The 23,638-nt window shown below is 72.4% G+C and carries 24 protein-coding genes; 15 read left to right on the top strand and 9 right to left on the bottom strand.

Annotation, left to right across the window (positions count from 1 at the left end):
- Window positions 1–72 precede the first annotated feature (72 nt).
- The 6 genes from GCE65_RS02575 to moaC all read left to right on the top strand — a co-directional run bounded on the left by GCE65_RS02575 (window position 73) and on the right by moaC (window position 5,902).
- Complete coding sequence (locus tag GCE65_RS02575) at window positions 73–1,128, top strand: D-2-hydroxyacid dehydrogenase (RefSeq protein WP_153877275.1); 1,056 nt, start codon at window positions 73–75, stop codon at window positions 1,126–1,128.
- 140 nt (window positions 1,129–1,268) lie between these two features.
- Window positions 1,269–2,141 carry an NAD(P)-dependent oxidoreductase gene (locus GCE65_RS02570; protein WP_153879130.1) on the top strand — a complete coding sequence of 291 codons (873 nt, stop codon included), beginning with the start codon at window positions 1,269–1,271 and terminating at the stop codon, window positions 2,139–2,141.
- Between the two features lie 113 nt (window positions 2,142–2,254).
- Window positions 2,255–3,025 (top strand): SDR family NAD(P)-dependent oxidoreductase, encoded by a 771-nt coding sequence (locus GCE65_RS02565; protein ID WP_153877274.1) that lies wholly within the window; start codon window positions 2,255–2,257, stop codon window positions 3,023–3,025.
- Entirely contained in the window at window positions 3,022–4,212 is a 1,191-nt protein-coding gene (gene moeB / locus GCE65_RS02560) for a molybdopterin-synthase adenylyltransferase MoeB (protein WP_153877273.1), read from the top strand. The genes GCE65_RS02565 and moeB overlap by 4 nt, the downstream gene beginning before the upstream one ends.
- On the top strand, window positions 4,209–5,435 hold the full coding sequence (glp, locus tag GCE65_RS02555; RefSeq protein WP_153877272.1) for a gephyrin-like molybdotransferase Glp: 1,227 nt from the start codon (window positions 4,209–4,211) through the stop codon (window positions 5,433–5,435). The genes moeB and glp overlap by 4 nt, the downstream gene beginning before the upstream one ends.
- Window positions 5,432–5,902, top strand: a complete 471-nt coding sequence (moaC, locus tag GCE65_RS02550) for a cyclic pyranopterin monophosphate synthase MoaC (protein WP_153877271.1) — start codon at window positions 5,432–5,434, stop codon at window positions 5,900–5,902. The genes glp and moaC overlap by 4 nt, the downstream gene beginning before the upstream one ends.
- A 30-nt stretch (window positions 5,903–5,932) precedes the next feature.
- Here the strand turns inward: moaC and GCE65_RS02545 are convergent, their stop codons facing one another.
- The 4 genes from GCE65_RS02545 to GCE65_RS02530 all read right to left on the bottom strand — a co-directional run bounded on the left by GCE65_RS02545 (window position 5,933) and on the right by GCE65_RS02530 (window position 10,740).
- Entirely contained in the window at window positions 5,933–7,459 is a 1,527-nt protein-coding gene (locus tag GCE65_RS02545; RefSeq protein WP_153877270.1) for a bifunctional dTDP-4-dehydrorhamnose 3,5-epimerase family protein/NAD(P)-dependent oxidoreductase, read from the bottom strand.
- Complete coding sequence (rfbB, locus tag GCE65_RS02540; RefSeq protein WP_152817353.1) at window positions 7,456–8,463, bottom strand: dTDP-glucose 4,6-dehydratase; 1,008 nt, start codon at window positions 8,461–8,463, stop codon at window positions 7,456–7,458. Before rfbB ends, GCE65_RS02545 begins: the two co-directional genes overlap by 4 nt.
- The gene (gene rfbA / locus GCE65_RS02535) at window positions 8,460–9,332 is read right to left on the bottom strand and encodes a glucose-1-phosphate thymidylyltransferase RfbA (protein ID WP_153877269.1); all 873 of its coding nucleotides are present in this window, start codon (window positions 9,330–9,332) and stop codon (window positions 8,460–8,462) included. Before rfbA ends, rfbB begins: the two co-directional genes overlap by 4 nt.
- Before the next feature lie 91 nt (window positions 9,333–9,423).
- Complete coding sequence (locus tag GCE65_RS02530) at window positions 9,424–10,740, bottom strand: UDP-glucose/GDP-mannose dehydrogenase family protein (protein WP_153877268.1); 1,317 nt, start codon at window positions 10,738–10,740, stop codon at window positions 9,424–9,426.
- Between the two features lie 77 nt (window positions 10,741–10,817).
- On the opposite strand from GCE65_RS02530, the gene GCE65_RS02525 reads away from it, so the two are divergent.
- From GCE65_RS02525 to GCE65_RS02515, 3 genes are all read left to right on the top strand, one after another.
- Window positions 10,818–11,981: a nucleotidyltransferase family protein gene (locus GCE65_RS02525; protein WP_194928793.1), complete on the top strand. Its 1,164-nt coding sequence runs from the start codon at window positions 10,818–10,820 to the stop codon at window positions 11,979–11,981.
- Window positions 11,982–12,193: 212 nt separating this feature from the next.
- Window positions 12,194–12,334 (top strand): lasso RiPP family leader peptide-containing protein, encoded by a 141-nt coding sequence (locus GCE65_RS02520; RefSeq protein WP_152817347.1) that lies wholly within the window; start codon window positions 12,194–12,196, stop codon window positions 12,332–12,334.
- Window positions 12,295–13,605, top strand: a complete 1,311-nt coding sequence (locus GCE65_RS02515; protein ID WP_194928792.1) for an asparagine synthase-related protein — start codon at window positions 12,295–12,297, stop codon at window positions 13,603–13,605. The genes GCE65_RS02520 and GCE65_RS02515 overlap by 40 nt, the downstream gene beginning before the upstream one ends.
- On the opposite strand, the gene GCE65_RS02510 is transcribed toward GCE65_RS02515, so the two are convergent.
- The 3 genes from GCE65_RS02510 to GCE65_RS02500 are packed head-to-tail and all read right to left on the bottom strand — an operon-like array spanning window position 13,502 to window position 15,322.
- Window positions 13,502–14,605 (bottom strand): hypothetical protein, encoded by a 1,104-nt coding sequence (locus tag GCE65_RS02510; protein WP_153877265.1) that lies wholly within the window; start codon window positions 14,603–14,605, stop codon window positions 13,502–13,504. The two genes, GCE65_RS02515 and GCE65_RS02510, sit on opposite strands and share 104 nt — an antisense overlap.
- On the bottom strand, window positions 14,605–15,036 hold the full coding sequence (locus GCE65_RS02505; protein WP_153877264.1) for a lasso peptide biosynthesis B2 protein: 432 nt from the start codon (window positions 15,034–15,036) through the stop codon (window positions 14,605–14,607). Before GCE65_RS02505 ends, GCE65_RS02510 begins: the two co-directional genes overlap by 1 nt.
- Window positions 15,020–15,322, bottom strand: coding sequence for a PqqD family protein (locus GCE65_RS02500; RefSeq protein ID WP_153877263.1), 303 nt, complete (start codon window positions 15,320–15,322; stop codon window positions 15,020–15,022). Before GCE65_RS02500 ends, GCE65_RS02505 begins: the two co-directional genes overlap by 17 nt.
- 331 nt (window positions 15,323–15,653) lie before the next feature.
- Here GCE65_RS02500 and GCE65_RS02495 point away from each other — a divergent pair, with 331 nt between their 5' ends.
- The 4 genes from GCE65_RS02495 to GCE65_RS16865 are packed head-to-tail and all read left to right on the top strand — an operon-like array spanning window position 15,654 to window position 19,467.
- Window positions 15,654–15,872, top strand: coding sequence for a hypothetical protein (locus GCE65_RS02495; protein WP_153877262.1), 219 nt, complete (start codon window positions 15,654–15,656; stop codon window positions 15,870–15,872).
- Entirely contained in the window at window positions 15,857–17,836 is a 1,980-nt protein-coding gene (gene asnB, locus GCE65_RS02490; RefSeq protein ID WP_153877261.1) for an asparagine synthase (glutamine-hydrolyzing), read from the top strand. Before GCE65_RS02495 ends, asnB begins: the two co-directional genes overlap by 16 nt.
- Before the next feature lie 9 nt (window positions 17,837–17,845).
- Window positions 17,846–18,826 carry an NAD(+) synthase gene (gene nadE / locus GCE65_RS02485; protein WP_153877260.1) on the top strand — a complete coding sequence of 327 codons (981 nt, stop codon included), beginning with the start codon at window positions 17,846–17,848 and terminating at the stop codon, window positions 18,824–18,826.
- A 2-nt stretch (window positions 18,827–18,828) separates the two neighbouring features.
- Complete coding sequence (locus GCE65_RS16865; RefSeq protein ID WP_153877259.1) at window positions 18,829–19,467, top strand: CatB-related O-acetyltransferase; 639 nt, start codon at window positions 18,829–18,831, stop codon at window positions 19,465–19,467.
- Here the strand turns inward: GCE65_RS16865 and acpS are convergent.
- Both acpS and GCE65_RS02470 read right to left on the bottom strand, forming a co-directional pair.
- The gene (acpS, locus tag GCE65_RS02475; RefSeq protein WP_228760074.1) at window positions 19,449–19,868 is read right to left on the bottom strand and encodes a holo-ACP synthase; all 420 of its coding nucleotides are present in this window, start codon (window positions 19,866–19,868) and stop codon (window positions 19,449–19,451) included. The two genes, GCE65_RS16865 and acpS, sit on opposite strands and share 19 nt — an antisense overlap.
- A 4-nt stretch (window positions 19,869–19,872) precedes the next feature.
- Entirely contained in the window at window positions 19,873–21,393 is a 1,521-nt protein-coding gene (locus GCE65_RS02470; protein WP_153877258.1) for a class I adenylate-forming enzyme family protein, read from the bottom strand.
- An 83-nt stretch (window positions 21,394–21,476) separates the two neighbouring features.
- Between GCE65_RS02470 and GCE65_RS02465 the strand changes: the two genes are divergently transcribed.
- Window positions 21,477–21,764 (top strand): acyl carrier protein, encoded by a 288-nt coding sequence (locus tag GCE65_RS02465; protein ID WP_228760073.1) that lies wholly within the window; start codon window positions 21,477–21,479, stop codon window positions 21,762–21,764.
- 334 nt (window positions 21,765–22,098) lie between these two features.
- The gene (locus GCE65_RS16180) at window positions 22,099–23,535 is read left to right on the top strand and encodes a hypothetical protein (RefSeq protein ID WP_194928791.1); all 1,437 of its coding nucleotides are present in this window, start codon (window positions 22,099–22,101) and stop codon (window positions 23,533–23,535) included.
- Window positions 23,536–23,638: the final 103 nt, after the last annotated feature.

Genomic DNA, 23,638 nt, shown 5'->3' with positions numbered 1-23,638 from the left:
GACCATCCTGCACGAACGCGGATCGCTTCCCTGAGTCGTTCCTGCCTACCTATCACTCTTTTGGAGCATTACATGTCTCAGACCACGAATCTGCGCGTCGTCGTCGCAACCGACCTACCGAGAGAGCTCTGCACGTTGATCTCGGAATTGGAGCCCCGCTGTGAGGTGGTCTGCGACCACGAGCTCTACCGCCCGATGCAGGTTGCAGCGGACTGGAGCGGGGACCCCAACCACATTCGCTCCACGAACGAACAAGAGCGATTCGAGCGCATGGTCGATTCCGCCGATGCCCTGTTCAGCCTTCCCGACGTCGACCCCACGGCCCTGGCACGCACCGTCGCCGCCAACCCGAGGCTCCGCTGGGTGCACACTACGGCCGCCGGCGGGGGCAGCCAGGTCCGAGCGGCCAACCTGGATTCGGAGGCACTCGAGCGCATCACCTTCACCACGAGCGCGGGCGTTCACGGCGACTACCTTGCGGAGTTCGCGCTCTTCGGATTGCTGGCCGGGGTCAAGGATCTCCGGAGGCTCCTGGACCAACAGGCCGATAGCCACTGGAGCAGCAGGTGGGAGATGCGTCAGCTGGCCGACCTCACGGTTCTGGTGCTCGGCCTGGGCGGCATAGGGACAGCCGTTGCCCGCCGGCTCGCGGGCCTCGGTGTAACGGTCTGGGGCACGACGCGCACCGATGCAGCCGTCGACGGTGTCAGCCGGCTCGTCCGCCCCGAGGACGTGGAGGCCGTCATGAGCGACGTCGATGCGATCGTCGCCACCCTTCCCGGAACAGACCAGACCGAGAAGTTCGTCGACGCCGCAATCCTGGGCGCGGCGCGACCGGGCCTGATCGTGACGAACGTCGGCCGGGGGTCGGTCATCGACGAGGACGCCCTCATCGACGCTCTCAACAGTGGTCAGGTCGGCTTCGCCGCACTCGACGTCTTCGCAGTCGAACCGCTTCCAGTTGAGAGCCCACTCTGGAGTCACCCGAACGTCCTTGTGAGTCCGCATACGGCCGCCCTGAACAACAGCGAGGAGGAACGGATCGCTCGGTTGTTCGCAGACAACGCGACTCGCCTCATCGAGGGCCGCGACCTGCGCAATGTGGTCGACACGGTCGAGTTCTACTGACCCTTGTCCCCATTCGGCTCGACACGACGGCCGGCCGTGACAACCGACGCATTATCCGCCGGCAGCCATTGACGGGCAGGATCGAGCGAGTCACCGAGGTGCAGTTCACGCACCGACACGAGAGAGGCGGACATCGCGCCATGTCCCAAGAATGTGATGTAGGAATCATCGGTCTCGGGGCCATGGGCACACCGATGACGCACCGGATGCTCGCTGCCGGACTGCGGGTCGCGGTGACGTCGCGGCGACCGAAGAACGATCTGCTCACCGCGGGTGCGCAGTGGTTCGACAGCCCCCGTGAGTTGGGAGACCAGTGCTCGACCGTATTGCTGATGGTGCCGGACTTCCCGGAGATCGAACAGGTATGCGGAGGGCCGGACGGCGTGTTGGCGTCCGAGGGGCGCTTCCTGCTCATGATCGGGGCGACCGTCGATGCGAGTGAGACAGGCGCGTTCGCAACACGAGTCGAACAACTGAGCAACGGCCGCATCGGAGTAGTCGACTGCCCGGTATCCGGAGGCACGGAGGGGGCGTCGACGGGCCAATTGTCCATCATGCTGGGTGGAACGGTGGAGCACACGACGACGGCATCGCGAGTCCTGCGACCGTGTGGGGAGCCCGTCAGGGTCGGGCCGATCGGTGCAGGGCAAGTCGCGAAGGCCTGCAATCAACTGGTCGTGGCGTCAACGATGATGGCCATCGGCGAGGCCAGCGTCCTCGCAGCACGCTCGGGGATCGACCTGGGCGCCCTGTGGGATCTCCTGGGTCACGGATACGCCGGCAGCGCACTTCTCGAGGTCAAGCGAGACAGGATCGTGAACGATGACTACGCCCCCGGTGGCGCAGCCAAGTACATGTCGAAGGATCTCGAATCGGCCGCAGGTGTGGCAGCTGCGACCAACACGACGACGGTCCTGCTCGGGCCGTTGGCGGACGCCTACGCGAAACTCGTCGCACGGGGATATGGCGATGACGACCTCGCAGTCACCAAGCGATTCATCGAATCCGGCTGATCCAGCCGGTTCGGCCCTACACCCCTGTCCACGTCCTTCGATGCGCTCCGCACGGCGATCACGACCACGTGCGAGACAGCCGAACCGCGTCACCCAGGGCTAGATTCGATCCCATGGATCTCACCGGAACCCGTGCCCTCGTCACCGGCGGCGCCTCCGGCCTGGGCGCGGCGACCGCCCGGGCGCTGGCCGCCGCCGGCGCGCACGTGATCATCGCCGACCTTCCCGCCTCCGAGGGCGCCGCCGTGGCCGCCGGGCTCGGTGGCACGTTCGCCCCGGCCGACGTGCGCTCCGAGTCCGACCTCGCGGCGGCGATGCGGACGGGCGAGCCGTCGCTCCCGCTGCGGGCCGTCGTGTGCTGCGCCGGGGTCGCCCCACCCGGGCGCATCCGGTCCTCCCGCGGCACGCTGCCGCTCGCGGACTTCGAGCGGGTCGTCGCCATCAACCTCGTGGGCACGTTCAACACCCTGCGCCTCGCCGCGGAGGTCATGGCCGCCCAGCAGGAGGCGGGAGGCGAGCGGGGGGTCGTGGTCATGACCTCCTCCGTCGCCGCCTACGAGGGGCAGATCGGGCAGGTGGCCTACGCCGCGTCGAAGGGCGGGGTCGCCTCCCTCACGATCACCGCGGCCCGGGACCTGGCCCGCGACGCGATCCGGGTCATGGCGATCGCCCCCGGCACGTTCGACACCCCGCTCATGGCCTCCCTGCCCGAGGAGGCCCGCGCCGCCCTCGCCGAGCTCACGCCGCACCCGCACCGCCTCGGCGACCCGGCCGAGTTCGCGGCCCTCGTGTGCCACATCGTGGCCAACCCGATGCTCAACGGCGAGGTCATCCGGCTCGACGGCGCCTTGCGCATGCCGCCCGGCGGTACGGTGAGGCCATGATCGCCCTGCCCCCGCTGGTGGAGCCCGCCGCGCCGCTCACCGAGGCCGAGTTCGCCCGCTACTCGCGCCACGTGCTGCTGCCGCAGCTGGGCGAGCCGGGCCAGCGCCGGCTCAAGGCGGCCCGGGTGCTCGTGCTCGGCGCGGGCGGCCTCGGCGCGCCGGCGCTGCAGTACCTCGCCGCCGCCGGGGTGGGAACCCTCGGGATCATCGACGACGACGTGGTCGAGGAGTCCAACCTCCAACGCCAGGTCATCCACGCGACCGCCGACATCGGCCGGGCGAAGGTCGACAGCGCCGCCGCGGCCGTGACCGCGCTCAACCCGCACGTGCGGGTGCGCACCCACGGCCTGCGCCTCACGGCCGAGAACGCCCCCGGGATCCTCGCGGACTACGACCTCGTGCTCGACGGCGCCGACAACTTCCCCACCCGCTACCTCGTGAGCGACGCCGCCGCCGAGCTCGGCCTGCCCGTGCTGTGGGCCTCCGTGCTCGGCTTCGACGCGCAGGTCTCCCTGTTCTGGTCGCGCCCGCCGGCCGGCGACGGGGTCACGCTGCGCGACCTGTTCCCCCATCCGCCCGCGCCCGGCGCCGTGCCCTCGTGCTCGCAGGCCGGGGTGGTCGGCGCGATGGTCGGGCAGGTCGGCTCCCTCCTGGCCACCGAGGCGGTCAAGCTCATCGCCGGTATCGGTCACCCGCTCCTGGGGCGGGTGCTCGTGTTCGACGCGCTCGCCGCCGCCTGGCGCGAGCTGCCGCTGCGCCGCCGCACCGGCCTACGGACGACGTCGCTCACCCCCGCGCCCACCGCGCCGGCCGCAGGGTCCGGCCCGTCCACGCCGACCGCAGTACCCACTCTGCCGACTGGGCCGCCTGAGCCGACGGGCGTCCCGGTCGTGGCCGAGGTGCCCGCCGGGGTGACGCTCCTCGACGTGCGTGAGCCGGACGAGGTCGCCGGCGGCGCGATCCCCGGCTCGGTGCACATCCCGCTCGCGCGGGTGCTCACCACGGTCGGCCGCGCGGAGCTGTCGCGGCGGGAGCCGGTGGTCGTCTACTGCCGCACGGGCCCCCGCGCGCAGCGCGCCGCCGCGGAACTGGCCGCCGACGGCTACGACGTGAGCGTGCTCGCGGGGGGCTGGTCTGCGTGGTCGAGTGCCCACCCCGGGGAGCCGGCGCGGGCGGGCGCCCGATGAGATCCGACCTCGAGTACCGCGACCACCTCATTCGCTCGCAACCCGTGCTGGCGGCCCGGACCGTGCCCGTCGCCGCGGCCCACGGACTCGTGCTCGCCGGCGACGTGCGATCGGTCCACCCCATCCCCCTCTTCGACAACTCGGCGATGGACGGCTACGCGGTGCACGCGGCCGACGTCGCCGGGGCGAGCGAGGCCGCGCCGGTGACGCTGCCGGTCGTCGGCGACATCCCGGCCGGAGCCACCGCGCCGACGACGGTGCCCCGCGGCTCGGCGGCCCGGATCATGACCGGGGGCCCGATGCCGGCCGGCGCCGACGCCGTGGTGCAGGTCGAGCTGACCGACGCCGGCACGGACCGGGTCCAGGTGCACGGGGCGAGCGAGCCGGGCCGATTCGTGCGCCGCGCCGGCGGTGACCTGGCGGCCGGCGACGTGGTCGCCCGGGCCGGAACGCGGCTCACCGCGCGGGCGCTCGCGTCGATCGTCTCCGCGGGACACGGGCAGGTGCTCGCCCACCCGCTCCCCCGGGTGGCCGTCATCGCCACGGGCTCGGAGCTGCGCGGGCCGGGCGAGGCATGCGGATTCGGTCAGATCCCGAACTCGAACTCGACGCTCGTGGCGGCCTGCCTCGCGCCGGTGGCCACCACGGTCGACCTGGGGTTCGTGCCGGACGAGGCGAGTGCACTACGGGAGCTGCTGGACGCCGTCTCCACGCGGGACGAGACCGGGGCGCCGCGCTTCGACGCGGTCGTGCTCAGCGGCGGGGTGAGCGTGGGGGCCTACGACGTGGTCAAGGAGGTGCTCGCCCCGGAGCCGGACATGTGGTTCGGTCCGGTCGCGATGCAGCCGGGCAAGCCGCAGGGGTCGGGCACGTACCGGGGCGTGAGCGTGTTCGCGCTGCCGGGGAACCCGGTGAGCGTGTACGTGTCCACGCAGATGCTCGTGCGGCCCGCCCTGCGCGCGCTCGCCGGTGCCGGCGCTGAACTTCCCCGCTTCGCCGACGTGCCCGCAGGCGCCGACTGGGCCACGCCGCCGGGACGGGCGCAGTACCTTCCCGCCCGGATCGAGCACGGCACGGCGGTGCCCGCGACGGCGGGCGGATCCGGCTCGCATCTCGTGGGCACGCTCGCGCGGGCGACCGGTCTCGTGCGGGTGCCGGCGGAGGTCGAGGCGGTGCGCGCCGGCGACGTCGTTCAGTACTGGCAGGACGGAGATCAGCTGTGACCCTGACCCATCTCGACGCTGCCGGGCACGCCCGGATGGTCGACGTGACCGAGAAGACCCCGACCGTGCGGTCCGCGACGGCCGAGGCCTTCGTGGCCTGCGCCGACCGCGTCGTGGCGGCGCTGCGGGACGAGTCCGTGCCCAAGGGGGACGTGCTCGCCGTGGCGCGGATCGCCGGGATCTCCGGCGCCAAGCGCACGGCGGAACTGCTGCCGCTGGCGCACGTCATCGGGGTGCACGGGGCCACGGTCGACCTCGAGGTGACCGACGCGGGCGTGCGGATCGAGGCGACCGTGCGCACCGCCGACCGCACCGGGGTCGAGATGGAGGCGCTCACCGCCGCGAGCATCGCCGCACTCACCGTGGTCGACATGGTCAAGGGCATGGACAAGGGAACCGAGATCGCCGGCGTGCGGCTGCTGCGGAAGACCGGCGGAAAGTCCGGCGACTGGGAGCGCGGCGCCTGATACGTCAGCGGTCGAGGCGGAAGGACCGCGTCACCACTCGCCCTTCATCTCATCGAGCATCGCGTCGATGGACTCGGCCGTGCCGACCTCGCGCCGCGGCAGTCGGCGAGTACGCGAGCGGCCCGACTTCTTCGGGGGGATCAGAACGTCGGCCGCGAAGAATTGTGCGAGCGCGAGATCGCCGTCACGCGGGGTGAAGCCCGTCGCGGTGATCTTCGCGAGGTCGAGCACGCTGTTCGCGGGGCGGGGGGCGGTCGGGCCGGGCCGGGCGGCGTTGTACTCGGCCGTCGTCACCGCGCGCACCCTCCCCGGGTCGTGCCCGGTGAGCCGGAACACCTCCCGGGCGATGCCGGCCCAGGAGCGGGGCGTGCCCGCATTCGTCACGTTGTAGGTTCCGAACGGCGCCTCACTCTCGAGCAGGTGCGCGATCGCGGCGGCGAGATCCTCGGCGAAGGTGAGTCGGCCCACCTGGTCGCCGACGACCGCGGGATCGTCCCCGCGGCGCGCCAGGCCGGCCATCGTGGCCACGAAGTTGTGGCCGTCGCCGATGATCCACGAGGCGCGCACGAGGTAGTGCCGGGGAGTGGCGGCGACGGCAAGGTCGCCCGCGGCCTTCGACTGGCCGTACCCGCCGAGCGGTGCGGGCGACGCGTCCTCCCGGTACGGGGCCGGCGCCGCGCCGTCGAACACGTAGTCGGTGGAGACGTGCACGAGCGTGAGTCCGTTCGCCGCGGCCACCTGGGCGAGCCGCCCCACGCCGGTGGCGTTGACGGCCCAGGCGGCGGCCCGGCCCGCGGGGGTCTCGGCGGCATCGACGTCGGTGTAGCCGGCCGCGTCGACGATCACGGCGTAGTCGCGCCAGCTGCGGGCGTCCGCCAGGTCGGGATCGGTCAGGTCGAGCGAGGCGTGGTCCGCGTAGTCGAACCGGGGGGCGTCGCCGAGGCGCCGGCGAAGGGCCCGGCCGAGCTGCCCGTCCGCACCGAGCACGAGGATCCTGCGGGGCGAGACCGGGGTGACGTCCGCCAGCCGCGGGTGGGTCCGGTCCTTCGCGGAGATCGCGGCGCCGGCGAGCGGGATCGGCCACGGGATCGCCACCGTCTCGTCGGCCGGGTCGAGGGCGGCGTACTCGGCCGCGGGCGACCAGTGGTCGTTCACGAGGTAGGTGTAGGCGGTGCCGGGCTCGAGGGTCTGGAACGAGTTCCCCACGCCGCGCGGCACGAAGACGGCTCGCGCCGGGTCGATCTCGGCGGTGACCAGCCGGCCGAACCCCGGTCCCTCGCGCAGGTCGACCCACGCCCCGAAGACCCTCCCGGCGGCGACCGAGACGAGTTTGTCCCACGGCTCGGCGTGGATGCCGCGAGTGGTGCCGACCAGATCGTTATAGGAGATGTTGTTCTGCACGGGGCCGAAGTCCGGCAGGCCGGCGGCGCGCATCTTCTCGCGGTGCCAGTTCTCCTTGAACCAGCCGCGGGCATCGGCGTGCACGGGCAGGTCGACGATCACGAGCCCGGGGATCGCGGTGTCGGTGCGGGTGAGCGGGCGGTCGACGGCGGTCATCGGCCCTGCTCCGCATAGGCGGACTCGGTGGCCTCCTTGGCGGGTGCCCACCAGTCCTCGTTCCTGCGGTACCAGTCGATGGTCGCGGCCAGGCCGGCGTCGAAATCGTACCGGGGCGCCCACCCGAGCTCGGTCCGCAGCTTCGCGGCGTCGATCGCGTACCGCAGGTCGTGGCCCGCCCGGTCGGGCACGAGGTCATAGGCGCCGGGCGGGCTGCCCATGAGAGCGAGGATCGTCTCGACGACGCTCCGGTTGTCGCGTTCGCCGTCGGCGCCGACGAGGTAGGTCTCCCCGATCCGGCCCCGCTCGAGGATCGCGAGCACCGCCGCGGAGTGGTCCTCGGTGTGGATCCAGTCGCGCACGTTGAGCCCCGCGCCGTAGAGCTTGGGTCGGATCCCGCGGAGCACGTTCGTGATCTGGCGCGGAATGAACTTCTCCACGTGCTGGTAGGGCCCGTAGTTGTTCGAGCAGTTCGAGATGGTCGCGCGGATCCCGAACGAGCGCGTCCACGCCCGCACGAGCAGGTCGCTGCCCGCCTTCGTGGCCGAATAGGGCGAGGAGGGATTGTAGGCGGTGGCCTCGGTGAACCGGTCGGGGGCGTCGAGGTCGAGGTCGCCGTAGACCTCGTCGGTGGAGATGTGGTGGAACCGGACGCCGTGGCGGCGCACGGCCTCGAGCAGCGTGAACGTGCCCACGAGGTTCGTCCCCACGAACGCGCCCGGGTCGCGCAGCGAGTTGTCGTTGTGGGACTCCGCGGCGAAGTGCACGACGGCGTCCCCCTCGCCCGTGAGCGCGCCGACGACCTCGCCCACGAGGGCGGCGTCACGGACGTCCCCCCGCACGAACCGCAGCCGGTCCGCGGGCAGCCCCGCGAGCGAGGCGCGGTTGCCGGCGTAGGTGAGCGCGTCGAGCACGACCACCCGATGATCCGTGTGGGCGAGGAGGTACCGCACGAAATTCGAACCGATGAAACCGGCTCCGCCGGTGACGAGCACCTCGGTCATTCCATCCTCCGCTCGAGCAGTCCCATGAGATAGGCACCGTAACCGGATTTCGGGAGCGACTCGCCGCGGCGGCGGAGGTCGTCGTCGGTGAGGAGACCGCGCCGCCAGGCGACCTCCTCGGGCACGCCGATCTTCAGGCCCGTGCGGCGCTCCATCGTGCGCACGTAGTCGGCCGCGTCGGTCAGCTGATCGAACGTGCCGGTGTCGAGCCAGGCGGTTCCGCGCGGCAGCACCTCGACCCGGAGCCGGTCACGCTCGAGGTAGGCGCGGTTGACGTCGGTGATCTCGTACTCGCCGCGGGCGCTGGGCCGCAGGCCGCGGGCGATCTCGATCACGTCGTTGTCGTAGAAGTACAGGCCGGGGACCGCGTAGCTGCTGCGGGGATCGGCCGGCTTCTCCTCGAGGGAGACCGCCCGCCCGGCGTCGTCGAACTCGATCACGCCGTACGCCCGCGGCTCGGCGACCCAGTACGCGAAGATCGCCCCGCCGTCGATCCTCGTGAAGCGTGTGAGCCGGCGCCCCAGGCCGGGACCGTAGAGGAGGTTGTCGCCGAGCACGAGGGCGACGCGGCCGGTTCCGATGAAGTCCGCGCCGATCGTGAACGCCTGGGCGAGGCCGTCGGGCGAGCGTTGCCGGGCGTAGGAGACCGAGATGCCGAACTGGGACCCGTCGCCGAGCAGGCGCTCGAAGCTCGCCGCGTCGTGCGGGGTGGTGATCACGAGGATGTCGCGGATGCCGGCGAGCATGAGGGTCGACAGCGGGTAGTAGATCATCGGCTTGTCGTAGACCGGCATGAGCTGCTTGGAGACGCCGATCGTGATGGGGTGCAGCCGGGTGCCGGACCCGCCGGCGAGGATGATTCCCTTCATTCCGTCCTCCTGTCCACCGGGCGATCCGACCGACTACTCCGCCGACCGGTTTCGGCCGGTTCCGACCGGTTTCGACTATTCCGGCCGGGACTCAGGGCCGGCCGAGTCCCCGGTATCGCCATCCCGCCGCCCGCCACCGGGCGGGATCGTAACTGTTGCGCCCATCCGCCACGTTGCGCCCGGCCACGAGCTCGCCCACGGCCTCCGGATCGAGGTACCGGTACTCGTCCCACTCGGTCACGAGCACGAGGACGTCCGCCCCGGTGACGGCGTCCTCGAAGGACTCGCGGTAGTCGAGCTGCGGGTGGAGTGCCCGGGAGTTCTCGATCGCCTTCGGATCGGTGGCCCGGACCACCGCGCCGAGGCCGTGGAGCCGCACCGCGATGTCGAGCGCGGGAGAGTCGCGCACGTCGTCCGACTGCGGCTTGAACGCGAGCCCGAGGACCGCCACGACCTTGCCGTGCGGCGTCCCGTCGAGCAGGTCGATGGCATGGGCGACGAGGCGCTTGCGGCGGCGGAGGTTGATCGCGTCGACCTGCGCGAGGAAGGCGACCGACTCCCCGCGCCCCAGTTCCTCGGCGCGCGCCCGGAAGGCCCGGATGTCCTTCGGGAGGCAGCCGCCGCCGAATCCCACCCCGGCGCCGAGGTACCGCCGGCCGATCCGGTCGTCGTAGCCGATCGCGTCGGCGAGCTGGGTGACGTCGGCGCCGGTCACCTCGGCGATCTCCGCCATGGCGTTGATGAAGGAGATCTTCGTGGCGAGGAACGCGTTGGCGGAGACCTTGACCAGTTCCGCGGTCGCGTAGTCCGTGACGATGAGCGGCGTGTCGTTCGCCAGCGGCCGGGCGAACACCTCGCGCAGCGCCGCCTCGGCGCGGCGGGCCCGATCCGCCGCCGGCGGGAGGCCGAACACGAGCCGATTCGGGGCGAGCGAGTCCTGGACCGCCCACCCCTCCCGCAGGAACTCGGGATTCCAGGCGAGCACGGCGCCGGGGGCGAGGTCGTCGAGGCGGGCGGCGAGGCGGGCGGCCGTGCCGATCGGCACGGTCGACTTCCCGACGACGACGTCGCCCGGGCGCAGCTGTCCGGCGAGCGCGGTGATGGCCGCGTCGACGTAGCTGAGATCCGCCGCTCGGCCGTCCTTGAGCTGCGGCGTGCCCACGGTGAGGAAGATGAGCGAGGCGCCGGCGATGTCCGCGACGTCGCTCGAGAAGTTCAGCCGGCCCGAGGAGATCCCCGCGCTGAGGAGCTCGGGCAGGCCGGGCTCGAAGATCGGCGGCTCACCGGCCCGCAGCGCCGCGATCTTGCGCGCGTCGACGTCGAAGCCGATGACGTCGTGCCCGAACTCGGCCATGGCAGCGGCGTGCACGGCACCGAGATATCCGCAACCAACGACGGCGACGCGCATAGGTAGCATCGTCTCATACCACAGACGATCGCGAACAGCGCCGACCCGCTCGCACTGTGGACGAACCGGGAGGAATGGTGTCAGCTCGCAGCACGGTCACGGACCGCCCCCCGCGGCGCCGAGCCCGCTCCGCCCTCTCGCACGCGCTCGTGCAGATCGCACGGGGCGAGACCCCGGTGATCGCGCCGTCGGTGCGGGCCCGCCCCGAGGCGTTCGCGGGCGCCGTCCGCTACCACCGCCTGGCCCCGCTGGCGCACACGCTGCTGCGCGAGACGGCCGGGGACCTGGCGCGGCTCGTCGAGGACGACCGGGACCGGGCGCGGGCGACCCACCTGCACATGACGACCCTCGTCGGGGCGCTCGGCGACCTGTTCGAGGACCTCCCGTGGGTCGTGTTCAAGGGGCCGGTGCTCTCCGAGGTCGCCCACCCCGTGGCCGGCCTGCGCAGCTACGGGGACCTCGACCTCCTCGTGGCCCCGGGCGACCTGCGGACGGCGAGCGCGCGGCTGCTCGAGGCGGGGTGGACGATCGCCGACTTCGACGACATGCTCGGCAATCCCGACGTCCCCGGCGAGATGCACTGGCGGAGCCCGTCCGGGGCACTCATGGACCTGCACTGGTCGATGATCAACACGGCCGGCCGGCGGCGGCGGCTCGACGTGCCGACCGCCCGGATCCTCGAGCGGCGGGTACCGATCCGGCTCGGGTTCGTGCCCGGGTGGACCCTCGACCCCGCGGACACGCTCATCCACGTCTGCCTGCACGCCGCGCTCACGGGCGCCAACAGGCTGCTCTACCTCGTGGACGCCCAACGCAGTGCCGCACGGGTCACGGACTGGGCCGAGGTGGCCCGGCGGGCGGCCGCGTGGAAGGCCGCCCCGCACGTCTCGCTCGTGCTGCGACGCGCCCGGTCCGGCCTGGGGGGCGATCTGCCCATCGGCCTCGACCGCCTCCTCGGGTCCTCCCCGGCGTTCCGGGCTCTGACAGGTGCGGTCGACCGCATCGCCCCCGTGCCGGGCGCCCGGTCCGAGCCCGGCATCGCCCGGCTCGTGGCCCGGGCCGCGCAGCCGGGGGCGGCCCGCACGGCGCTGGCCGCCTCCCGGGGCGTGGCCCGCCACGTGCTGCAGCGGGACCGGGCCGCCCAGGCCGCCCGGTCCGGCCGGGCCGATCGCGTCGTGGCCGGCCAGCGCGCCCTCGGCGTCTATCTCGACCGGGTCGAGGGCGCGATCCGGTCGTCGTAGCCGGCTGCGGACCCGGAGGACACAGCGGGCCCAACGACCTCACCCTGCTCACCCCCCGCCACTCGCCCGCGCACCCACGATTCACCCGCGGAGAATCCGGCTTCGCCCGAACACGGGAGCAGGCCGCCTCCTAGGCTGAGTCGATCGCCTGGGAATCCATCCGATGAGGCGCGGCAGCGCGTCCCTCGCACGAGAAGAAGGAAGGGAACGACGTGAATGACTACGAAGCACCGAAGCTGACCGAAGTCGGCAGCGTGCGCGAGATGACCCTCGGTGGTCACAACCTGCAGGACTGGTCGGACGAGATCCGGCTGTGGAAGTGGACGGTGCCTGCACCGGGCACGTTCAGCTGACCGTGGCCACGACGCCGCGTGCCGATCGTGATCGGGACGCGGCGTCGCGTCGCGACCGTGCCGCGACGTATGAGCGGCTCGCGGGCCGCGAGCTCGACGTCGGCGCGCCGTTGGGGGCGATGCCCGTGCCGTGGGAGGCGGTGGTCCCCGGTCGAACGGTCCGAGACGGCAGAACGGTCCGAGACGGCGGAACGGTCCGCGACGCCCTGGACCACGCCGCCCGCGAAGCGGTGGCCGACGGCCCGTGCTACGTGCTGTTCTCCGGGGGGAGGGACTCCTCCCTCGTGCTCGCTCTGGCGACCCGGGCTGCCCGCGCGCTCGGGGTCCCGGATCCGGTGCCGGTCACGGCCGTGTATCCGGGGGACGCGCGGGCCGACGAGTCCGCATGGCAGGACCTGGTGCTCGGCCACCTCGGTCTCACCGAGCGGATCGTCGTGCCGGTCACCCATGAGCGGTCCACGCTGGGCGACCTGGCGACCCGACACCTGCGCCGGCGCGGGCTCGTCTGGCCGGAGGCCGTTCATACCCAACCACTCTTCTTCGACCAGCTCGACCCCGGGACCGTGCTCACCGGCGAGGGCGGTGACGCGTTCATCGAGGGACGCCGGATCACGCCCCTGTACCTGCTCCTCGGCCGGCGTCGCCGCCCCAGCGGGGCGCTCGTGCGGGCGGCGGCCGCGGCGCTGAGCCCGGCCGTCGTCGCGCGGCGGCAGTCGCGGCGCAGGTTCGCCGACCCCGCCGCGCTCGGGTGGCTGCGACCGGCGGCACGGGACATCCTCGCCCGGGACGAGGCGGCGGAACGAGGCCCGCTGCGCTGGGACGAGGCCACCTGGGCGATCTACTCCCGGCGCGCGACGAGGCTCGGCCTGGACAACGCCACCGCGAGCGCCGCCGAGTACGGGCTCACCCTGCGGCATCCGATCGCCGAGGCCCCCGTGGTCGCCGCGCTCGCACGCGCCGGGGGCGGCTGGGGCTTCCGGGGCCGGACGAACCTCTTCCGCCTCCTCGGCGCCGACCTGCTCCCGGATGCGATCCTCGCTCGCCGGTCGAAGGCGGCCTTCAACGCCTCCCGGTGGGGCGAGCGGGAGCGCCGGTTCGCCGAGGGCTTCCGGGGCGGGGCCTTCTCCCCGGACTTCATCGACGAGGAACGCCTCCGTGCCGTCTGGCTCAGCGACCGGCCGCATCCGGTGAGCTATTTCCTCGCGCAGATGGCCTGGCTGCACGAGGAGGGCCTGCCGATGATCCCGCCCGCGGCTCCGCCTCGCCCCTGACCCCCTCGAGCACGTCGGCGGCCAGCGAGTCCGGGAACGGCGGCCCCCACGGGAGGCCGGCGACGTGAACCGGCACGGCCTCGACGATCGCCCCGAGCTCCTGCAACTGGCGATCGAGCGTGTCCGGATCCTCCCAACCGACGATGCGCGGGAACCGGAGCAGCGCGAGCAGCGCCCGCGCCGGGTCCAGCCGCACGAGTTCGGGCCGGCTCCCGGGGGCGTCGTGGCGCGGCACGGGAATGACGATCGCGGCCAGCGGCAGCAGCTCCCGAACGGCGGGCGCCATCGTCAGCGCATCCCGCCCGTCCCCCGTGACCCGGCGGGCCGGACGCGTGTCGAAGAGCGCGGAGAGTTCGGCGGCCGACTTGCGCAGCCGCAGTGCGGTCCCGCCCAGGTAGCACCGCGGCCGGGCCCCACGCAGGTCCACGCGCAACACGTCGTCCGTGACGAGTCGGCCGCCCGCGGCGCACAGGAGGGTCGCCATCGTGGACTTGCCCATCCCGGACCCGCCCACGAACGCCACCGCGCCGGCCTCGACCTCGACCGCGCTCGCGTGCAGCACCGCCTCGCGGCGCATCGCGAGCACGAACGAGAGCACGGTTCCCGAGACGAGCACGGCCACCGTGTCCGGATCCGCCCCGGTCACCGCGTGCGTCACCACCGTGGTCAGCGCGCGATCGATCTCGACGTCGCACGTTCCGTAGAAGCGCAGGTGATAGCCCGACCCGGTCGTGGTCGCCGTGGCGAGGACCGATTCCGCGGTCTCCAGGTGCAGCAGCCTGCGCCCGATCGGTGGCGCGGTGGTCGCCGTCATGGCGGCGCCGATCCGGACCGTGAGGTCGGCCCGCCCCGTCGCGGGCCGATCCTGGTGCAGGTCGATCTCGCTGTCGATCACGAGCCCGTAGAGCCGGTACAGCCGGGTCGTTCGGGTCGGCTGGGTCGGCCGGGTCGGCCGGGTCGGCTGGGTCGGCCGGGAGCGGCCCGGCGCCCCGGTGCGCATCACGTGCCCTCCTCGCCCGGAAGCGGCTCGAGCGGCAGGTAGGCCCGCGCGACACCGAGCGGATCGTAGAGCCCGGTCTCGAACTCGAGCCAGGCGTGCGCCCGCACCACGCCACCGGTCTTCCTCACCCCGACGACGAGCTCCGGGTGGAGTCGGCGGAGCCGCTGGCCGGCGACGAGCGCGTGCCGCAGGCACGTGTCCCCGAACGGCCAGTGCCGCATGACGCGCCGCACCGCTCGCACCCGGCGGCGGCCGCGCGGGCCGAGCCGCGCGTTTCCCCGGGCGGCCGGGGCGGCGCCTCCCCCCTGGCGCAGCGGGGCGCCCACCGCGCGGGCCGTGCGCGGCAACGACAGCAGGTGCAGGGCGACCTCGACGGCGCAGGCGACCAGGAGCGCCGCGGCGACCGCGGGCACCTCACGGATCGGAGTCATGCCCCGGCGTCCCGGCGGCGATCCCGGGCTCGGCGCGCTCGAGCAGGCCGCGATGGTGCAGATCCCCCAGGAACGCGCGGGTGTCCGCGAGCGCGGCCGCTCGCTCGATCCCGAACGCGGCGACCAGCGCGTCGGCCAGGTCCGCCGTGGAGCACTCCTCGGCCAGCAGGCGCAGGAGCGTCGTGCCGACCCGGTTCGCCGTGAGGTAGGTCGACGTCCTCAGGTCGAGCAGCACCATCTCGTCGTCGATCTCACGACAACTGACATCATCGACCCGCAGCCTCATCTCGGCCTCCCATCGCCGACCGGGCGGCCCCGCCCCGCGGCGTCGCCGGCTACTCGAGAAGCTAGCCCAGACTCCGCCGCCCGGGCGCATGATCGAGGGGTGAACCTCACGGCGGCTCGAGGTGAGGCGGGGGTGAGGTGGGGGTGGGCCGAGGCGGGCGATCCGCGCCCGGATCCCGGCACAGGCCCGGCACAGGCCTGCACGGACCTAGCACGGAGCCGGGGCGCTCCGGAATCCGTGGCCCTCACCCCCTGCCGGATCGGGCGCCCCGCGTGTCATCCTTGGGGTGAGCACGTGCTGCCCTCACACCGCAGGAACGGGAGCTGAGCGGATGACCGTCGACCGACGCCGGATTCTGGCCGAACTCCCGCTCCCGCTCGGGCCGGATGCGGGCGAGCTCGACGCGATCCGCATGGCGATCGCACTCGAGGACGCCTGCGGCGTGACGCTCCCCGAGGACGCGATCGACGTCGTCCACCTCGGGCGGTCGGAGGCGATCGAGTCCCTCCTGTGCACCCTCGCCGGAGGGGAGCGATGTGCGGCATCGTAGGGGTGCGCTCGTTCGACGGCGCCCCCGACCTCGACCTGGCGATCCGCATGCTCTCGCGGGTGCCGCACCGCGGCCCGGACGGTAGCGGCCTCTTCCGGGACGAGCACGTGGCCCTCGGCCATGCGCGGCTGGCCGTCATCGACGCGGACGGCGGCGCCCAGCCGATGGGCAACGCGGACGGCTCGGTGTGGGTCACGTTCAACGGCGAGATCTTCAACTACGTCGAGCTGCGCCGGGAACTGATCGGCCTCGGCCATCGATTCGTCTCGGCGAGTGACACCGAGGTGATCGTGCACGCCTGGGAGCAGTGGCGGGAGGACTGCTTCGAACGGTTCAACGGCCAGTGGGCGCTGGCGATCTGGGAACGCGGCAGCCGCCGCCTCATCCTGTGCCGGGACCGGCTCGGGGTCCGGCCCCTGTACTTCACCCGCGACCGGCACCGGCTGCTGTTCGCCTCCGAGGTGAAGTCGCTCCTCGCCGATCCGCGGCTGCCGAGGGCCTTCGACCGCGTCGGACTCGCCGAGACGATGACCTTCTGGAGCACCGTCGCCCCCCGGACGGTCTTCGCCGGGATCCGCCAGCTGCCGCCGGGACACGTGGCGATCATCGACGAGCGGGGCGAACGGCTCTTCCCGTTCTGGCAGCCCGACTTCCCCGAGCGCGGCACCGAGCCCCTGCAGGACCTGACGCAGAATACGGCGGCCGTTCGCGACCGGGTGGTCGAGGCGGTGCGGCTGCGGTTCCTGCGCAGCGACGTGCCCGTCGGCGCCTATCTCTCCGGCGGGCTCGACTCCGCGATCACGGCCGCCGTCATCGCCCGGTACACCGACGTGCCGCTGCAGACGTTCTCGCTGCGGTTCGCCGACGCCGACTTCGACGAGGGTGCGTTCCAGTCGGTCATGGCCGCCCGGCTCGGCACCGAGCATCACGAGGTGACGGTGCGCGCCGGCGACATCGGCGCGGCCTTCCCCGAGGTGGTCCGCCACGCAGAGGCGCCCATGCTGCGGGCCGCGCCGGTGCCGATGTTCCTCCTGTCCGGTCTCGCCCGCGAGCACGGCTACAAGGTCGTGGTCACCGGGGAGGGCGCCGACGAGGTGTTCGCCGGCTACGACCTCTTCCGCGAGGCCCGGCTGCGCGAGTTCCTGGCACGGGATCCGGATTCGCGGATCCGCGCGCGCGGCCTCGAGCTGCTCTACCCGTGGCTGGCGCGTTCCCCCGGGGCGGCGCCCGCCTTCGCCCGGGAGTTCTTCGGCCGCCACCTGGACGTCGCCGACCCGGCGCTCTCGCACCGGCCCCGGTGGGATACGACCTCGGCCCTGCTGCGGATGACCGTGCCCCACCCGGACTGGGAGTCGGACGTGACGGCCGGGCTGCTCGAGCGCATGCCGCCCTCGCATCGCCGCTGGGACCCGCTCAGCCGCGCGCAGTGGCTGGAGATGTCGACGCTCCTGCCCGGCTACATCCTCGCCTCCCAGGGGGACCGGATGCTCATGGCGCACTCGGTCGAGGGGCGCTTCCCGTTCCTCGACCGCGACGTCGTCGACCTCGCCGGCCGGCTGCCGGGACGCCACAAGCTGCAGGGGCTCGACGAGAAGCACATCCTCAAGCGGGCGTTCGCCGACCTCCTCCCCGACGAGATCCTCACCCGCCCGAAGCAGCCGTACCGGGCGCCGGACGCGGCCGCCTTCTTCGGCGCCGACCCGCCGCCCTGGATCGAGGAGGCGACCCGGCCCGAGGCCGTCGCCGCCGCCGGGATCTTCCAGCCACGGGCCGTCGCCGCGCTCGTCGCCAAGTGCCGGCGCACCGGCGGGGTGCGGATGAGCAACACGGACAACATGCGCATCCTGGCCGTGCTCTCGACCCAGCTCCTGCATCGCCAGTTCATCGACGGCGACGGATCCTCGCCGGCGGACCACGCCCCGGCCGAGCCGATGACAGTGACCGATCTGGTGACAACCTGGTAGGAGACAGACATGGCGGCACCCTTCGGGCGGGAGACGCTCGACATCGACCCGGCGGCGGAGACCGAGCGAATCGGCGAGCAGCTCGAGCGCTACCTGCAACGCACGAGGCGACGCGGCGTCGTCGTCGCGCTCTCGGGCGGAATCGACTCGAGCGTGGTCGCCGCGCTCGCCGCCACGACGCTCGGGCCGGACCGGGTCGTCGGGCTCCACCTGCCCGAGCGGGAGTCCTCCCCCGAGACCCTGCGCATCAGCACGAGCCTCTCGGACGCGTTCGGGATCGGCTCGGAGGTGGAGGACATCACCGCGATCCTCGAGGCGGTCGGCGCCTACGCCCGCCGGGACGACGCCATCCGGCTCGTGTGCCCGGACTACGGGCCCGGCTACCGATCGAAGATCGTGCTGCCCTCGGTCATCGACTCCGACCGCTACCGGCTCTATTCGGTCGTGGTGGTCGACCCCGACGGCGGGCAGGAGCAGTACCGGCTCTCGCCCGAGGCCTACCTGGGGATCGTCGCCGCCACGAACTTCAAGCAGCGCGTGCGCACGATGCTCGCCTACCACTGGGCCGACCGCCTCAACTACGCGGTCGCCGGCACCCCGAACCGGCTCGAGTACGACCAGGGCTTCTTCGTCAAGCTGGGCGACGGCGCGGCCGACGTCAAGCCGATCGCGCACCTGTACAAGTGCCAGGTCTACGCGCTCGCCGCACACCTCGGCGTGCCCGCGGAGATCCGCACCCGCCCCTCGACGACCGACACCTACTCCCTGCCGCAGTCCCAGGAGGAGTTCTACTTCTCCCTCCCCCACGACCGGATGGACCTGTGCCTGTACGGCAAGAACAACGCCGTGCCGCGCGAGCAGGTCGCCCGCGCGGCCGGGCTCACCCTCGACCAGGTCGACCGGGTGTTCCGCGACATCGATCAGAAGCGGAGCACGACCGAATATCTGCACCTGGCGCCCGTGCTCGCCGGCGCCGTGCCGGAGATCTGACGATGCTCACCGGCGCGCGGGCCCGCCTCGGCCGGCTTCGGCGACGTCTCGAGCGCCGCGGAACCGGGATGCTGCCGCCCGGGGAGCGACTCGATCTGCGCCCGGACCTGCGCCGGTACGAGATCGGGCGATACTCGTGGGGCCACCTGAGCGTCACCTCCCGCACTCCCGGCTGCACGCTCCGGATCGGCCGGTTCTGCTCGTTCGCCCACGGCTGCCACGTGCTGCTCGGCGGCGAGCACCGCACGGACTTCGTCTCGACCTATCGATTCGGGGCGTACGCGCCGTTCCGCGACCCGGCCGGGCTCCTCGCCGCCGAGACCTCGACGAGCCGCGGGGACGTGACGATCGGCAACGACGTCTGGATCGGCCACGGGAGCATCGTCCTCTCGGGCGTGACCCTGGGCGACGGGGTCGTCGTGGGGGCCGGAAGCGTCGTGCGACAGAGCGTTCCGCCGTATGCGATCGTGGCGGGCAATCCCGCCCGGGTCGCGGGATTCAGGTTCGAGCCCGAGCAGATCGCGGCCCTCCTGCGCATCCGCTGGTGGGACTGGAGCGAGGAGCGGCTCACCGGGGCGATGGGCCGGATCATGTCCACCGACGTCCAGGGCTTCATCGACGCCTACGACCCCGGCGGCTGAGCCGGCTCGGGCCCGCCGGATCGGCCGACGGCCGTGGCCGTGGCGCTCGCGTAGGTCCCGCTGTGCGAGAGCGAGACGTGCACCGTGACGACGCCCGCCGCCGCGGCCGCCTCCCGCATCGATCCGTGGAGCGCCACGCCCGGCAGCCCGTCGACGTCGCGGGTGACCTCGATCTCCCGCCAGCGGGCAGGGCCGGGCCGGGGCAGGCGCAGCGACTTGAGCACCGCCTCCTTCGCCGCGAACCGGGCCGCGACGTGCCGGTGCGGATCGCTCTGGGCGATGCAGTACGCGATCTCGGCCGCCCGGAACCATCGGTCGAGGAAGCGCAGTCCGCCCCGCCGGAGGAGCCGTTCGAACCTGGCCACCTCCACGAGATCCGTGCCGACGCCGACGATGTCCACGGCCTCACTCCCCGCCGGGGCCGTCCGCGCGCGCGGCCCACTCCTTGAGGGTCGCCTTGACGACCTTGCCGTTCTGGTTCAGGGGAAGCCCCGGCACCCGGCGTGCCTCCCGGGGAACGAGGTGGCGGGCGAGCGCCGTCCGGCAGTGGGCGAGGACCTGCGCGGGCGTCACCTCGCCCGCCGGCGCCGTGACGTAGAACAGGACGACGGCCTCGCCCGCCTCGTCGTCGGGGCGCCCGACGACCGCGGCGCCGGTGACGCCCGGGAGCGTGAGCACGGAGTCCTCGATCTCGTGGGTCGAGACCCGAAAGCCCCAGGACTTGATGAAGTCGGCCTGGCGGTCGTCGATATAGACGAAGCCGTCCTCGTCGACGTGCGCGAGATCCCCGGTGCGCAGCCCGCCGTCGACGAACCTGGCGGCGGTCCCCTCGGGGTCGTTCCAGTAGCCGTTCGTGATGTTCTCGCCGTGGGCGACGATCTCCCCCACGACGCCGGGCGCGACCTCGCGGCCGTCCGGGTCGACGACGGTGAGCGAGACCCCGGGGATTCCGCGCCCGATCGAGCCGCGCCGTTCCTCCCGCAGCTCGGGCGGCAGGTAGGACAAGCGCGCGGTCGCCTCGGTCTGGCCGTACATGACGAAGAGCCTCGCCTGCGGCTGGGCGGCGGCGACCCGATCGACCTGCGGCTGAGCCAGCCTCCCACCGGCCTGCTGGAGGGTGCGCAGCGTCGGCAACCGGGTGCTCTCGAACGAGCTGGCCCGCAACAGCAGTTGATAGGTCGACGGGACTCCGGCGAGCCCGGTGCACCCGTCGCGTTCGATCGCCTCGATCACGGTCTCGGGATAGGCGAAGGTGTCACAGATGGAGAGCCCGCCACCGGCGCGCAGGTGGGTGTGCAGCAGCGAGGCCCCGTAGCAGTAGGAGAACGGCAGCACCACGAGGACCCGGTCCGCCCGCGTCAGCTCCAGGTACCGGATGATCGAGTCCGTGTTCGCGCGGATGTTGCGATGGCTCACCCGCACGGCCCGCGGGCTGGCGGTCGTTCCCGACGTGAAGACGAGGACGGCGTCACTGTCCGGGGCCGTGGTGCCCGCCTGGCGAACGGGGCCGCCGGCACCCGGAACCGGGCCGGTCATCGCGCGCTCGTCGGCGACGTGATCGGCGACCCGGAGCAGCGGCGCGAATCGGCCGGCGAGGGCCGAGTCGACGACGACGGCCGCGCAGTCGACGAATCGGGCGTTGCGCACGGCGTCCCGCGCCGTCAGCGCCGTGGCGAGCGGCACCGCCACGTGACCCGAACGCAGGATGGCGAGGTAGGCCGCGGCCCAGAAGAGCGAGTTCCGGCTCAGCAGGGCGATCCGCGATCCCGCGGGGAGTCCCCAGCCCGCGAAATGCCCCGCGAGCGCCGCGGTCGCGCGGCGAAGATCCGCGTAGGTGTGCGCTCCCGTTCGGTCGATGAGCGCGACGTCGTCCCCGCGCCCGGTGCCCAGGAGGTAGTCACCGACATTGGCGGGATCCTCGACCATCTGCCCTCCTCCGTCCGGAAGCTGCACGGACGCACGCTCATCACGGCCGTACCTTCATAGAGTAACCTGGGTCACATCGCAGCATGGGTCGGATCGCCAGTGGGGGCAACATGGACACCGCAGTAATCGACGAGGTGAGGGCATTCGTCGTCGCCAATTTCCTGTTCGGGGACACCGCCCGGATGCCGGGGGACGCGGAGTCGCTGCTCGCCGCCGGCGTGGTCGATTCCACGGGCGTGCTCGAGCTCGTGGAGTTCCTGGAGGACGACCTCGGAGTGCCGGTCGCCGACCACGAGACCGTCCCGGCGAACCTGGACAGCATCGAGAATCTCGCCCGCTTCGTCGAGCGGAAGCGCGCCGACTCCCGGTGAACCGAGGCTCGCCGCCGGCCGGCTCCGAGCCGTCAAGGACTTGAGCCGTGCGATTCTGTTAGGCACCTCACACGCGTTCGCGCCGGTTCATTCCTCTTGGTCACCATGACGATTGGTCGCGGTCACCCCTCCGGTCGGCACCGTTTTCTCGGCTGTTACGGTCTCGTTACAAATATGGCGCTTCCGGTTCTGTGACCGGAGCCGACCGCCGGCTTGTCCGCCCGAACGAGGTGCACCGGCGGGCCGTCCATCGCGACGGACACCCGAGCAACCGAGAGAGACTCACGTGACCAACCACGTCCGAATTCATCGGCGCCTGCGCGCCGGCATCACGATGGCAGCATCGCTGCTGCTCGCCGGGGCCGGCGTCGTCACCGCCTCCGCCCACCCGTTCGATTCCCAGCCGGAGGCCGATGGCGCAGCCGCCGCCGAGCTGACCCCGTCGGACAGCATCGCGGTCCGCGAGGCCGGAACGGTGATCGATTCGAAGCACGTGAACGGCTCGATCGCCGTCCGCGCCGACAACGTGACCATCCGCAACACCACCGTCACCTACGGCGGATACCACAGCATTCGCATCTACCCGGGGGTCACCGGCACCCGGATCGTCGACACCACCGTCGAGTGCACCGGACCGCGGACCAACGGCGTGGTCTTCGGCGGCTACACCGCGGAGCGGGTCAGCCTCGAGGGCTGTCGCAACGACTTCATGTTCTCCGAGAAGAACCCCGCCACGGTGATCGACAGCTCGGTCGACGGCGTGCCGTTCTCGACCGAGGCGTCCACGCCGGATCCCGAGCCGACGCCCACCCCGGACCCGGAGCCGACGCCCACCCCGGACCCGGAGCCCACCCCGGACCCCGAGCCCACGCCGGATCCGACCCCGACGCCGGACCCGGAGCCCACCCCGGACCCCGAGCCCACCCCGGACCCCGAGCCCACGCCGGACCCCGAGCCGACCCCCGACCCGACGCCGGACCCGGAGCCCTCGGGCGACTTCCCGACCAAGGCCACGACCGGCCCGCGCTCGGCGGCCACGCAGACGACCGGCTCCCTCAAGACCTCGCGTGACGGCCAGGTGATCGAGCGCACCGAGGTGAACGGCCGGCTGACCATTCGCCATGACAACGTCACCGTTCGGGACGTCACCGTCAACGGCACGGGCACCTACATGATCTACGTGGTCAAGACGGCCGACGGCACGTGCCCGACCAACGTCCGGGTCGAGCACACGGAGATCAACGGGAAGAACGCGCCCGCCACGGCGATCCCGATGTACGCACCGGAATGCGGATTCACCTTCGACCACGGCCTGGTCCACAACATCGGCCGCGGCATCCGGATCGCGAACGACGTGACGATCAGCAACTCCTACCTCCACCTGACCAAGACCTGGGACGGCGCGCACCGCGCGGGGATCAGCACCCACGGCGGCAAGAACATCAAGGTGACGAACAACGTCATCATGTGCGAGAAGACCGGCTGCTCCGCGGCCGTCACCATGTACGGTGACCACGCCCCGGTCGACGGCTACCTGCTCAAGGGGAACCTCATCGCCACCACGGGCTCCTACTGCGTCTACGGCGGCAGCGTGGGGTCGAAGAACTACCCGAACGGGTCGAACGTCAAGATCGTCGACAACCACTTCTCGACCAAGTACTTCGACACGTGCGGCCGCTACGGTCCGATCACCAGCCACGACACGGGTGAGCGCGGGAACACGTTCACCGGCAACGTCTGGCACGAGTCGGGAGAGCCCGTCCGCCGCTGATCACCGGCCCGGACACCCACACACGGACACCACACACGGACTCCGCACCCACGGACTCCCACCCACGCGGCCCCGCTCCCTGCACGGAGCGGGGCCGCGTTCG

This window comes from Pseudactinotalea sp. HY158, from assembly GCF_009660225.1.
Taxonomy (GTDB): Bacteria; Actinomycetota; Actinomycetes; order Actinomycetales; family Beutenbergiaceae; genus HY158.
The sequence above is the reverse complement of the archived record's forward strand: the minus strand, read 5'-3'. Positions and strand labels throughout refer to the sequence as shown.

Coding starts and splice junctions, on each gene's coding strand:
- GCE65_RS02575 (WP_153877275.1), top strand. CDS start 73: ATGTCTCAGACCACGAATCTGCGCGTCGTCGTCGCAACCGACCTACCG.
- GCE65_RS02570 (WP_153879130.1), top strand. CDS start 1,269: ATGTCCCAAGAATGTGATGTAGGAATCATCGGTCTCGGGGCCATGGGC.
- GCE65_RS02565 (WP_153877274.1), top strand. CDS start 2,255: ATGGATCTCACCGGAACCCGTGCCCTCGTCACCGGCGGCGCCTCCGGC.
- moeB (WP_153877273.1), top strand. CDS start 3,022: ATGATCGCCCTGCCCCCGCTGGTGGAGCCCGCCGCGCCGCTCACCGAG.
- glp (WP_153877272.1), top strand. CDS start 4,209: ATGAGATCCGACCTCGAGTACCGCGACCACCTCATTCGCTCGCAACCC.
- GCE65_RS02545 (WP_153877270.1), bottom strand. CDS start 7,459: ATGACCGCCGTCGACCGCCCGCTCACCCGCACCGACACCGCGATCCCC.
- rfbB (WP_152817353.1), bottom strand. CDS start 8,463: ATGACCGAGGTGCTCGTCACCGGCGGAGCCGGTTTCATCGGTTCGAAT.
- rfbA (WP_153877269.1), bottom strand. CDS start 9,332: ATGAAGGGAATCATCCTCGCCGGCGGGTCCGGCACCCGGCTGCACCCC.
- GCE65_RS02530 (WP_153877268.1), bottom strand. CDS start 10,740: ATGCGCGTCGCCGTCGTTGGTTGCGGATATCTCGGTGCCGTGCACGCC.
- GCE65_RS02510 (WP_153877265.1), bottom strand. CDS start 14,605: ATGCGCACCGGGGCGCCGGGCCGCTCCCGGCCGACCCAGCCGACCCGG.
- GCE65_RS02505 (WP_153877264.1), bottom strand. CDS start 15,036: ATGACTCCGATCCGTGAGGTGCCCGCGGTCGCCGCGGCGCTCCTGGTC.
- GCE65_RS02500 (WP_153877263.1), bottom strand. CDS start 15,322: ATGAGGCTGCGGGTCGATGATGTCAGTTGTCGTGAGATCGACGACGAG.
- GCE65_RS02495 (WP_153877262.1), top strand. CDS start 15,654: ATGACCGTCGACCGACGCCGGATTCTGGCCGAACTCCCGCTCCCGCTC.
- asnB (WP_153877261.1), top strand. CDS start 15,857: ATGTGCGGCATCGTAGGGGTGCGCTCGTTCGACGGCGCCCCCGACCTC.
- nadE (WP_153877260.1), top strand. CDS start 17,846: ATGGCGGCACCCTTCGGGCGGGAGACGCTCGACATCGACCCGGCGGCG.
- GCE65_RS16865 (WP_153877259.1), top strand. CDS start 18,829: ATGCTCACCGGCGCGCGGGCCCGCCTCGGCCGGCTTCGGCGACGTCTC.
- GCE65_RS02470 (WP_153877258.1), bottom strand. CDS start 21,393: ATGGTCGAGGATCCCGCCAATGTCGGTGACTACCTCCTGGGCACCGGG.
- GCE65_RS02465 (WP_228760073.1), top strand. CDS start 21,477: ATGGGTCGGATCGCCAGTGGGGGCAACATGGACACCGCAGTAATCGAC.
- GCE65_RS16180 (WP_194928791.1), top strand. CDS start 22,099: ATGGCAGCATCGCTGCTGCTCGCCGGGGCCGGCGTCGTCACCGCCTCC.